We start from the raw sequence: 10,647 nt of genomic DNA, 5'->3' as shown, positions 1-10,647 counted from the left end.
TCCACATCCACTTTCCACGGGTAGGCAAGATTCAGCATCAGGTGGATTAGGACCGCGAGCGTGAGGCTTCCCGCTGTTGCGTTGTAAGCGATAGAGAAGATCACGGTAATGGCGAAGATTTGGAGAGTGAAACGGAGCAGGGCCAGCCCAAAGGGCAGTTCGGTACCGAAGTGAGCGAACTGCCCAATCAGGAACACTGGTGCGTGCCAAATGCTGTGCAGGGCGGTAATTACAACAATCACCGTCCACGGGTGGAGCCAACGTTGCAGCAGTGGAACGGCGAAGCCCCGCCATCCCAACTCCTCCATCGGTCCGGCGGTTGCCCGGGCCAGCGTGGAGCCGACCAAATAGGCGAGCGATAGATTCCACCCGCTCATGGCGTCCGGCGTGTCTGTCAGCCAGTGACCGACGGCGGCCAGAAAATAAAGCAACGGTATGCCGAGCAACGCAAACACCCACCAGCGCATGGGAAACCGCCAGTCGAGAAGCCGGCGGCCGAAGGCAGACAGGCCACTGCGTCCCTGGACGTACCCCACTACAATGACTGCTGCCACCGCTGGCCCCCACACGCCGGCGTAATAGAGCGGTGAGTACATATCAAGGCTGAACGCAAACCCGGGGAAGAGCCTGGATAACAAGAGTCCAACAGCGGGTAGCCCCCAGGACACGGAGAACGTGAGCACAAGAAACGCAATGAAGTGCTTAATGGTCACGCTGGTGATATTCCGCGAGTCCGCAGCCCGAACGGGAGCGCCATGTCACACATTGCGGAATCGCACCGCCCGCCATGATGACCCGGGTCAAGTTTGTGCGGCATGTCTGATCGCGCCAACCATCCGATTCCTGATCTGCATCATGCCGTGCCCCCCTGATGCGAACTAGAGTGAGTTTACCTTCGCTACCCTTGCCGGGCGGTTTCCATGAACAATGCGGCTCTCACAGAACTGATTGAGTACGCCATCCGCGCTCCCTCCGGACACAACACCCAACCATGGCTGTTCACCATCGGTGAGGATCAAATCGAGGTACGGCCGGACTACACTCGGCGCCTGCCCGTTGTGGATGCGGACGACCATGCCCTGTTCATTAGTCTGGGCTGCGCCCTGGAGAATCTGGTGATTGCCGCGCAGGAGCGAGGTCTTGGGGCCTCGGTGGATTACTTTCCAGACGATGCAGACCCCGATGTGATCCGTGTGCGGCTGAATTCCAGCACTCCCGCGAACGATACGCTGGCGGCGCAAACCCGCGCACGCCTCTTTGCGGCGATCCCGCAACGCCAGTCTACCCGGCGCTTGTTCGATGGCAGCCCGATTCCCCTATCGACGTTGGATGCATTGCGGGCAATTGCAGGCCAACCCATGGTGACGACTTACGCCATGACAACCGAGACAGAGGTGGAGTCTGTCATCGAGCGAGTCGAGGAGGGGTGCCGCGAGCAGTTCAGCGATGCCGCGTTTGTAAGTGAATTGATGCACTGGATCCGTTTTAGTCAGGGCGAAGCGAAGGCGAGACAGGACGGTCTCGCCGCCAACGTCATGGGATTTCCTTTCGTGCCACGCCGGTTTGGTGTGCTCATGATGCGCATTACCGCCGGACCGAAACGTGAGGCGGCCCGCACGGCACGCCAGGTCCGTTCTTCGTCGGCCCTGATGCTGTTCGTGGCGGAGGAGAATGACAAGAAGACGTGGGTGCGGGTCGGTCGCGGTTTTCAGCGCATGGCGCTACTGGCAACCGCCGAGGGTCTGAAGCATGCCCATGTCAATATGCCCTGTGAAGTGCCGGCTGTGCGGGAACGGCTGCGTCGCGAGCTTGGCCTTCAGGGCTGGCCAATGTTGCTGATCCGGTTGGGCTACGCCGATGCCATGCCGCGGGCGCACAGACGTCCGGTCCGCGACGTCATAAGGCGCGAGCACGGTGGTGGGCAATAAAGCAGGTGAAAAGGCCTTGGGTGGTCTTGGAAACTCAAGATTACGAACCCACGGGTGGCGGTTAAAGTGGCAGCACACGCGTTGTCGCTGGTTTCGTGCATATAGACAGCAGGGCACTGGCTGATGGGCAAGTGGATTCTCATCGCAACCGGAGTTGTCGTCACGGTCGCTGCTGTCGCGGTCTTGATCGGGCAGGTCCGCGAGACTTCAACGGCCGAGCAGATGGCTGCCATGCTAATCGACGGCGCAAGCCGGCAAGCGAGCGGGGCCGTCGATTTTGAGTCATTATCCGAGCTTCCACCCCCGGTTGCCCGTTATTTCCGGCACGTTCTGACCGATGGTCAAACGTTGATCAACGTAGCAAAGATGGAGCAATCGGGTGTGTTGCGAACCAGCATAGCCACTGAAAATTGGTCGCCATTTACCGCTAGCCAACTTGTCGTACCCCCTGCAACTGGTTTCTTTTGGAACGCCAAGGTTGAGACGCCTTTGGCGACACATGTACGTGTCATGGACAGCTACATTGCCGGCGTTGGCTCTGGCCGAGTAAGTCTCCTGTCCGCCTTTGCCGTTGCCTCAGAAACAGGCGCACCAGAATTGAACTCGGGGGCATTGCACAGGTATTTGGCCGAGGCGGTCTGGTTTCCCACCGCCCTCTTGCCTGAGGCCGGTGTCGTGTGGAGTCCGATCGATGAGCACTCGGCGCTGGCTACGCTGACTGACAGGGGGACAACTGTGTCCTTGGAATTTCGGTTCAATGACGTTGGCGAGGCGACGGGTATCTATAGCGCCGGTCGTTTCGGCAGCTTCGATGGTGAATACAGACAAACCCCGTGGCAGGGCCACTTTCGCGACTATCAAGTCCAGGCAGGCATGCGCATCCCCAAGTATGGCGAAGTTGGCTGGTACGAGGATGGGGTCCTGCACTTGGTCTGGAAGGGAAACGTCATTGATGCGCAGTATGAGCTCGAACCCTAAGTCAGTGGTTCACACGGTAGATGCGCCCAGGAAAGCGTTGCCCGGCAAAGGAACCGCGCCCCGCTGCATTGGTGCAGGGAGCTTTGTCGTTGGGCAGTTCAAGGAAGGGGATCGCGATATTGAAAAGCATTGCAATCGGGATCGTGCTGGCGCTAACGCTGGTGTCAGTTTTTGCCCTGGGGGCGTACCTTCGGGACATCGGACAAGCGTACGAGCGGGTGCAGGGACAAAGTACGATATTGACCTCGCCATTCGGTGACATTGAGTACACGGAGATCGGGTCGGGGATACCTGTATTAGTGATTCACGGGGCAGGAGGTGGGTACGATCAGGGTGAACTGATTGCACGGACCGTGCTGGACGAAAGATTCCGGTGGATTATTCCTTCGCGATTCGGGTATTTAGGGTCTACCCTTCCGGAGGGTGCTGCATGGGACGAGCAAGCGGATGCCTACGCGTATCTACTTGATCATCTAGGTATCGCCAACGTGGCGGTGGTAGCCATGTCGCAAGGCGGACCTTCCGCCCTCCTGTTTTCTGTATTGCACCCCGAGCGCGTGAGTTCATTGACATGCCTGTCCTGCGGCGTTGTGAATTCCGCTACAGCCGATCAGGCCCAGGCGGATCAGAAGGGCAACACACTGAAGGCGTTATTCAAAGTTGACGCGCCCTTCTGGATTGTTTCCAAACTGTTCAAGCGACAACTCATGGTCCTGATTGGAGCTGATGAGAAAGTCATTGGTCCTCTTACGCCCCCGCAGCGGGATAGCATCGGGCAGCTCATTGAGCACATGAACCCCGCCTCTTTACGAGCTAAAGGTGTCGCGTTCGATAATGAGGCCACGCTACCTGGAGCCAGGATTTCAGCAATCAAGGCGCCCACGTTGCTGTTTCATGCGGAGGATGATGGATTACAGCTCTATCACAACGCTGAGTTTGCGGCGTCGACGATTCCAGAAGCAAGATTGGTCAGTTTCAAGAGTGGTGGCCATATTGTAACGATCGTGGAGCAAACGATCATTCGGGAGATGCTGCAAGAGTATATCCTCGATCGTGGGAGTGAGCCCGAGGCCGCCGGCACCTGACACCTGAGCGGGTACCGGCGATGGTCCAGGCAGGCAGTTGCGGCCGCCGCAGAGAGTTGTGCGCCTGCGGCGCGGTTTGTTCTAACGGCGGATTACGCTGCGCTAATCCGCCTACGGGTGCGGCGTCCAGCCACGCCATGGCACCGGCGTCGACCGAAGGGTGTGGCCATCCCATGGCACTGGTGCCGATCGAAGGGGGTGCATTAGCGCCAGCGTAATGCACCGCCAAATGAATGCCCGCCAATGGCGCACAATCGGGCGAGCTCTTCGACGAGGCCAACCTCGAGGCGCTGATCGGCGAGCTCGAAGCCGAGGTGGCACAGGCCGCCGCTCCCGAGCCGCCAGCCCAGGCCAAACTGAGTAGGCCTGACGCCGACCATGCCAAGCCCAAATGCCACCCCCTGCGGGCGCACCTCAAGCGGGTGCGGGGCACCATCGACCTGGCGGTAGAGGACGCGGCGAGCCTCGGCGATTGACGCGGGCGAGTGGTTATACCAGCCTCGTGACTTCAGGTTGGTGCTTCCATAATGGATGTATACATATTAGCATATCCGCATATGCTTGATGCTCAACAGTTCTTCCGTGCCTTGTCGGATGGGACGCGCCTTCGTTGCCTGCTTCTGTTGCTGGTGGAGGAGCAGCTGTGCGTCTGTGAGTTTGTCCATGCGCTGGATCTCTCCCAGCCCCGCGTCTCGCGCCACCTTGGTCACCTGCGCGATCTCGGCATCGTTCAGGACGAGCGCCGGGGCCAGTGGGTGCACTACCGCCTCCACCCGGCGCTACCACCGTGGACGCACGAGGTTCTGGAAGCCGCCTTGCACGCCGAAGGGCTCAGCGACGTGCGCCAGCGGCTCGCGACCATGCCCAACCGCCCGTCGGCGGCGTGTGACTGACCTGAGGAAGCGCCAATGCACGTCCTTTTCGTTTGTACCGGCAACTCCTGCCGCTCGCAGATGGCCGAAGGCTTCGCCCGATCCATGGGCGGTGACGAGGTCACCGTGGATTCCGCCGGCATCGAGGCCCACGGCAAGAATCCACGGGCCGTTGCTGCCATGAACGAGGTGGGTGTGGATATCTCCGAGCAGGAGTCCACCCAGCTCGCGGACGCGATGCTGGCGCAGGCAGACGTGGTTGTCACGGTCTGCGGTCACGCAGACGAGCACTGTCCGATTCTGCCGACGGGTACCCGCAAGGTGCACTGGCCATTGGACGATCCGGCCCGCGCCACCGGCACCGAGGACGAGATTACTGGTCAATTCCGCCGCGTGCGTGACGAAATTCGTGCGCGTGTCGCGGCCCTGCTGCAGGAACTGGAGCACTGAAGCCGACACCAGGCGTGTGAGAACGCGCAACGCAATGGAGCACCCATGAGCCAAACTGACCAGACTGCCTACTCCACGGATGATGCGCCGGATATCCGCGAGGGCATGGGACTCTTCGAGCGGTATCTGTCCGTCTGGGTCGCGCTCGCCATCGTCGTCGGTATCGCCCTCGGCCAGTTCGCGCCGGCCATCCCCGATGCGCTCTCTCGCTTCGAGTACGCCCAGGTCTCCATCCCGGTGGCCATTCTCATCTGGGCGATGATCTTCCCGATGATGGTGCAGATCGATTTCAGCTCGATCCTGGGGGTCGGCCGCCAGCCCAAGGGGCTGGTCATTACCACCACGGTGAACTGGCTGATCAAGCCGTTTACCATGTTCGCCCTTGCCTGGTTCTTCCTCATGGTGGTGTTTGCGCCGCTGATCCCCGAGGGGCTGGCGCGGGAATACCTGGCCGGGGCCATTCTCCTTGGCGCGGCACCCTGCACCGCGATGGTCTTTGTCTGGAGCTATCTCACCCGGGGTGATGCTGCCTATACGCTGGTGCAGGTCTCGGTGAACGACCTCATCATGCTGTTCGCTTTTGCTCCCATCGTAATGTTCCTGCTGGGTATTTCGGACATCATCGTCCCCTGGGAGACCATGGCGTTATCGGTGATTCTGTACATCGTCATCCCGCTCACGGCGGGTTACCTGACACGTGTGGCGCTGATCCGTCGCAACGGCGTGGAGTGGTTCGACAACGTGTTCATGAAGCGCCTCGCGCCCGTGACGCCCATCGGGCTCATCCTCACCCTGGTGCTGCTGTTCGCCTTCCAGGGCGAGGTGATCCTGAACAACCCGCTGCACATCGTACTCATTGCTATCCCGCTGATCCTGCAAACGTTCCTGATCTTCTTCATCGCCTACGGATGGGCCAAGGCCTGGCGGGTGCCGCACAACGTCGCCGCGCCGGGCGCCATGATCGGCGCCAGCAACTTCTTCGAGCTGGCCGTGGCGGCAGCGATCGCCCTGTTCGGCGTGCATTCCGGCGCGGCGCTGGCAACCGTGGTGGGGGTGTTGGTGGAGGTGCCGCTGATGCTTGCGCTTGTGAAGATTGCCAACCGCACCCGCCACAAGTTTCCCGCGGCCGCGCCGCAGCCCGCAGGAGCGGGCGGATGACAGAAGGGCCGGATGTGCGCCTGGATGCAGAGGCTGCCCGGTGGGCAGCGCAACAGGGCGCCGCCATCACCCTGCGCCCGTCACCGCGTCACGGATGCTGCGGTGGCACGGCGATCCTGCCGGTCGCGGAAGCGCGCACGCCGGAGAAGCCCGAGGGTTGGCTGATACGTGAGATCGACGGGGTTACCGTCTATGTCGATCCGGCCATGGTCGGGCACCCTGGCACGTTGATGATTCGCGCGGAAGGCTTCCTTCGCTGGCGCCGGCTGTTCGTGGAGGGCACCGGTCTGAATGCAAGAAGGTAAGGCGCCTGTGCCAGAGGAACGGCGCGGGGCTGTTATCCGGCCGCAGCAAATCGCGGCTGCAGGTGCTCTCACAGCCGGGTGTTCCCCGGGGCGGGATGACTGGCGCAACGAACCGGCTCGGGTATCGGGCCAGGGAGCAAGACAATGTTGAAACATGCTGTCGTCGGCGTTGATTTCTCCAGCGGCTGGGAGGCGGTACGGAATGCGCTGCCACCGCTGGCTCGGCGTCTTGGAGTGCAACACGTAACACTGGCGTACGTGATGGAGATCGGTTATCCGGCGGCCCCGGAACTGGCCCATGAAGACTACTATCGCGATCGGCTGGAAGAGCTCGCGGCACCGCTTCGCCAGGAGGGCCTGGAGGTGGACGTGACCGTGGTTGTCGGCCGCCCGGCCCGGGCGCTGCAGGATACCGCCCGCGCCGTGGGAGGGGACTGCGTTGTCCTGGGTTCCCGCGGGCACTCGGCGTGGCGGGAGTTTTTCCTGGGCAGCTCGGTCATGGATGCTGCCCGTACCACCACACTACCCCTGGTAATCGTTCCCGTGGACGGGGCCATGGGCGCCGACGGGCCCATCCTTCTGGCGACGGACGGCTCCGCCAACTCCGCTGCGGCCGAGGCCGCCTTCCTGGAGCTGGTGCAACAGGGTCAGCAGGGTATCGCTATGCATGCGGGGCCCAAGGCAGGGGAGAGCAGTGCTCGCGCCGTCGAGGCTGGTCAGGCGGCCCAGCGGCTTGAGGCACTCGCCGCCAGGGGTGTGACCACATTTCACAGTGACGCCGACCCGCGTGAGGCCATGAAGCGCATGGCGCGGGATGAGCGGGCGTCGCTGATCGTGTTGGGCAAGCGCGGCCACAATCCACTGACCGAGTTGCTTGTGGGTAGTACGGCGGAGGCGGTATGCCGTCGGTCCGGCGTCCCGGTGCTGCTGGTCCCGGCGCATTCCTGAATTCGCTGCCTATTTTTTCTGAAGGGTTGTCATGACATCGGATCTGCCAAATGTGGACCTTAAGCCGCCATCAACGCTCGGAAAGGAATCATGGCCCTGTTCATCGGTGAGCCCCTTGGTTGCGGCAAGGATTCACGATCCGGCACGAAGCGCAGCCCCAGGCCATGATCCCACGCGTGGCGGGTACTGCTGCGAGGAGCTTCCGCAAATCGCGCTAGCTGGCCGCGGCGTGGCGCGCTGGCTTGGGCTGCGAGGGTGTAGACACGGCGGCGGGCGCGAGGCCCAGGCGGACGAAGGCGAGCGGCGCCCCGCCGCCGACCCAGACGCCGACGGCGGCGTAGCGCACCCACCGGTAGGCCAGCGCGATGGGGTCCTCGCCGGCGGGGAACAGCGCGCCGAGGCCCTGCCACAGGAGCACCACGCCGACCAGGCCAAAGAGGCAGCGCAGCGCCCGCTGCCACAGGGGGCCGCCGGCATCGAAGCCGCCGTAGGCGCGCAGCAGCGCCACGCCCGCGCCGAGACCAAAGAGCGCGCCGGCGGGGGTGACGGCGTGGCTGAGGCCGATTGGCCACGTGTCCGGGCCGATGCCTACCCAGGTGGCCGGTGGCTGCCAGTCGAGGAAGACCACCCGCGCCCCGGCGGCGAGGGCGATCAGCGCCACCGACGCCGCCAGCGCCAGCCCCACGAGCTGCATCGGCCGCCGCGTGGCCAGCCACGCCTCGACGGGGTTGCGCCACCGCAGGTAGGCGATGAGCAGCGCCCCGCCGACCGCCCATCCGGCCAGCACGTCCGCCGGGTAGTGCACCCCGAGGTGGATCCGTGACGCCGACAGCAGCAGGACCAGGACGAGCGCGGCGACCCACGCCCAGTGTCGGCGGACCTCGGCAGCGAGTGCGCCCCAGACCACCAGGCCGTGCTGGGCGTGGCCGGAGGGGATGCCGAAGGTGTGCTCGCTGACGGCGCCCAGCTCGGGGACGACGAAGGACGGGCGCGGCGTGCGCCCGGCGAGCTTGCCCGCCTCGTTGATCCCGGCCGAGACGAGCAGCAGTACCCCTACCCGCAGCCCGACGCGCCGGCTCACCGCCCAGTACAGCAGCGGGAAGGCGACAACGTAGAATTCCTGGTGGCCCAGGAAGGTGATTGCGGCCATGGCCGGGGTGAGCCAGCCAAGGCGATCCTGCAACCACACTGTGAGCGCGACGTTGCCGGAGTCGGCTTCAGGGTGCGGCGCGCCGGCGGCGCGCTCGGCGGTGACCTCGACCATGCGCTCGGTATGGTCGGTGATGATGCCGTGGGCGCCGGCGGCGAGGAGCCGGCGCATGGTGTCGGGGTCGTTGACGGTCCACACGTGGGTGTCCACGCCGATCTCGTCGGCGGCAGACAGAAACCGGTGGCTGGTGACGTGAATCCCCGCGTAAAACTCAGGGATTTGCAGAAACTCCCCCGGCGGCTGCCACCATCGGTGCAGCCCGAAGAGCTGCAGCATGTGGAACTGGCGGACCTCGGCCACGGACATCGCGGTGAGCACCCCCGGCAGCCGCTCGCGGGCCTCGCGCACGAAATCGAGCTCGAAGCTGGCGAGAATCACCCGGTCTTCGCGGCCGTGGGCCCGCACGCGGTCGGTGACCGCCGCGGGCGTTCCGGTGCCGCCCTCGCGCTTCATCTCCAGCACCATGTGCTGCTCGGGGAAGGCCTCGAAGACCTCTTCGAGGGTGGGGATGCGCACGCCCTCGCCACGGTACGGGTGCGTGCCATCCTCGTCGGTGAAGGCGTAGCCGGCGTCGAGCTCGCGCAGCTCGTCAACGGTCATCTCGCGGATCGCCCCGGCGCCGTCGGTCTGGCGGCCGACGGTGCCGTCGTGGTGGACCACCACCTCGTTGTCGGCACTCAGCTGCAGGTCCATCTCGAGGGTGTCTGCGCCGAGGTCGACAGCGAGCTGGAATGCCTCGAGGGTGTTGGGCGGGGCGTGACCCTGCGCGCCGGCGTGGGCGATGTTGGCGGGGCGGTGTTCGGCGAAGTGGTTGACCCGCTCGAGCGGCTCGGTGGTCAGCAGCGGCGCCGCGAGTAGGCCGATGGCGGAGACGCCGAGCAGCACCGTCAGCAGTCGCTGTGCGCCTGCCACGGTCAGGCGTCGGCGCGGCCGGAGCTGAGGGGCTCGCGGGCGACCAGCAGCCCGCCGACGGTACCCCGCTCTCCGTCGCGCAGGTTGCAGATGACGGCCTCGCCGACGATCTCCTCGCGGATGTCCTTGATGGTCACCAGCCCGGTGGTGTTGAGGGCCCGGGCGGGGTTGCGCATCAGCTTGGCGAATGCCCGCGCGCCTCGCTGCTCGGCGTCCACCGTGACCTGGGCCCGCCGCAGCGTCACGCGGCCGAGCGCTCGCTGGATGGCGTCGAAGACCGCGGCGACGAGCTCGCACACCGCGACGGCCGCGAGTGACCACACGTCACCGGGTGTCATCGGCATCCATCGTGGGCGGGTGCATGGAATCATGACCCTGATCATCGGTGATCCCCTTGGTTGCGGCAACGATTCATGAGCCGGCACGAGGCGCAGCCCTGGACGGCTATTGCACCAGTGCTGGCCCGTGGGGTCCAGGCCGTCCCGGAACACATGACGCCGATGGCGCTGTCCGCGCAGGCAATGGGCATTCGATTTCGTGTGCCGGAAAGGCGCTTGCGACGCTGTAGCGCATTGTGGATGAGCCGGTGCATCGGGGAATCACGAGCGGACGCCAAGAAATATCGGGTCAGTTGCACAGGTCCGACCCCATTCAGCGGCCAGATTCGTCTTTAGATTGCTCACTCATGCCACCCGCTCCAGCGACCGTTTCACGGGCTCGGCGACAAATGCGGCAAACGGCCTGATCTCCTGGCCGATGCTCGCGCTTTCCAGCGCCGCGAGATAGGTGTCCCGGTCCTCG

The 10,647-nt window shown here is 64.0% G+C and carries 12 protein-coding genes; 9 read left to right on the top strand and 3 right to left on the bottom strand.

Annotated elements, in window-relative coordinates; genetic code table 11:
- A partial coding sequence (locus tag QZT63_RS07515) for a CPBP family intramembrane glutamic endopeptidase (RefSeq protein ID WP_290649958.1) occupies positions 1-713 on the bottom strand: 713 nt, incomplete at its 3' end.
- Between the two features lie 207 nt (positions 714-920).
- On the opposite strand from QZT63_RS07515, the gene QZT63_RS07510 reads away from it, so the two are divergent.
- From QZT63_RS07510 to QZT63_RS07470, 9 genes are all read left to right on the top strand, one after another.
- Positions 921-1,928 (top strand): nitroreductase family protein, encoded by a 1,008-nt coding sequence (locus QZT63_RS07510; RefSeq protein ID WP_290649956.1) that lies wholly within the window; start codon positions 921-923, stop codon positions 1,926-1,928.
- Between the two features lie 123 nt (positions 1,929-2,051).
- A complete protein-coding gene (locus QZT63_RS07505; protein WP_290649954.1) occupies positions 2,052-2,906 on the top strand; it encodes a DUF6544 family protein in 855 nt (284 codons plus the stop codon).
- 119 nt (positions 2,907-3,025) lie between these two features.
- Positions 3,026-3,991 carry an alpha/beta hydrolase gene (locus QZT63_RS07500; RefSeq protein WP_290649952.1) on the top strand — a complete coding sequence of 322 codons (966 nt, stop codon included), beginning with the start codon at positions 3,026-3,028 and terminating at the stop codon, positions 3,989-3,991.
- Between the two features lie 233 nt (positions 3,992-4,224).
- A complete protein-coding gene (locus tag QZT63_RS07495) occupies positions 4,225-4,467 on the top strand; it encodes a hypothetical protein (protein ID WP_290649950.1) in 243 nt (80 codons plus the stop codon).
- A gap of 81 nt (positions 4,468-4,548) precedes the next feature.
- Positions 4,549-4,884 carry a metalloregulator ArsR/SmtB family transcription factor gene (locus QZT63_RS07490; protein WP_290649948.1) on the top strand — a complete coding sequence of 112 codons (336 nt, stop codon included), beginning with the start codon at positions 4,549-4,551 and terminating at the stop codon, positions 4,882-4,884.
- Between the two features lie 15 nt (positions 4,885-4,899).
- On the top strand, positions 4,900-5,313 hold the full coding sequence (gene arsC, locus QZT63_RS07485) for an arsenate reductase (thioredoxin) (protein WP_290649947.1): 414 nt from the start codon (positions 4,900-4,902) through the stop codon (positions 5,311-5,313).
- Positions 5,314-5,358: 45 nt separating this feature from the next.
- Positions 5,359-6,471: an ACR3 family arsenite efflux transporter gene (arsB, locus tag QZT63_RS07480; RefSeq protein WP_290649945.1), complete on the top strand. Its 1,113-nt coding sequence runs from the start codon at positions 5,359-5,361 to the stop codon at positions 6,469-6,471.
- Positions 6,468-6,776, top strand: coding sequence for a CC/Se motif family (seleno)protein (locus tag QZT63_RS07475; RefSeq protein ID WP_290649943.1), 309 nt, complete (start codon positions 6,468-6,470; stop codon positions 6,774-6,776). The genes arsB and QZT63_RS07475 overlap by 4 nt, the downstream gene beginning before the upstream one ends.
- Before the next feature lie 144 nt (positions 6,777-6,920).
- Positions 6,921-7,724 (top strand): universal stress protein, encoded by an 804-nt coding sequence (locus QZT63_RS07470; RefSeq protein WP_290649942.1) that lies wholly within the window; start codon positions 6,921-6,923, stop codon positions 7,722-7,724.
- A gap of 214 nt (positions 7,725-7,938) precedes the next feature.
- Here QZT63_RS07470 and QZT63_RS07465 read toward each other — a convergent pair whose 3' ends face one another.
- The gene (locus QZT63_RS07465) at positions 7,939-9,846 is read right to left on the bottom strand and encodes a glycerophosphodiester phosphodiesterase family protein (RefSeq protein WP_290649940.1); all 1,908 of its coding nucleotides are present in this window, start codon (positions 9,844-9,846) and stop codon (positions 7,939-7,941) included.
- A 2-nt stretch (positions 9,847-9,848) separates the two neighbouring features.
- Positions 9,849-10,229 (bottom strand): hypothetical protein, encoded by a 381-nt coding sequence (locus QZT63_RS07460; RefSeq protein ID WP_290649938.1) that lies wholly within the window; start codon positions 10,227-10,229, stop codon positions 9,849-9,851.
- Between the last annotated feature and the right edge of the window lie 418 nt (positions 10,230-10,647).

Source organism: Aquisalimonas sp. (assembly GCF_007120195.1).
Taxonomy (GTDB): domain Bacteria; phylum Pseudomonadota; class Gammaproteobacteria; order Nitrococcales; family Aquisalimonadaceae; genus Aquisalimonas.
Note: the sequence above shows the minus strand (reverse complement) of the source record. Positions and strands in the feature narration are given on the sequence as shown.

Bases quoted from the DNA above. Each gene is read 5' to 3' on its own strand.
- QZT63_RS07510 (WP_290649956.1), top strand. From the start codon at position 921: ATGAACAATGCGGCTCTCACAGAACTGATTGAGTACGCCATCCGCGCT.
- QZT63_RS07505 (WP_290649954.1), top strand. From the start codon at position 2,052: ATGGGCAAGTGGATTCTCATCGCAACCGGAGTTGTCGTCACGGTCGCT.
- QZT63_RS07495 (WP_290649950.1), top strand. From the start codon at position 4,225: ATGCCCGCCAATGGCGCACAATCGGGCGAGCTCTTCGACGAGGCCAAC.
- QZT63_RS07490 (WP_290649948.1), top strand. From the start codon at position 4,549: ATGCTTGATGCTCAACAGTTCTTCCGTGCCTTGTCGGATGGGACGCGC.
- arsC (WP_290649947.1), top strand. From the start codon at position 4,900: ATGCACGTCCTTTTCGTTTGTACCGGCAACTCCTGCCGCTCGCAGATG.
- arsB (WP_290649945.1), top strand. From the start codon at position 5,359: ATGAGCCAAACTGACCAGACTGCCTACTCCACGGATGATGCGCCGGAT.
- QZT63_RS07475 (WP_290649943.1), top strand. From the start codon at position 6,468: ATGACAGAAGGGCCGGATGTGCGCCTGGATGCAGAGGCTGCCCGGTGG.
- QZT63_RS07470 (WP_290649942.1), top strand. From the start codon at position 6,921: ATGTTGAAACATGCTGTCGTCGGCGTTGATTTCTCCAGCGGCTGGGAG.
- QZT63_RS07460 (WP_290649938.1), bottom strand. From the start codon at position 10,229: ATGATCAGGGTCATGATTCCATGCACCCGCCCACGATGGATGCCGATG.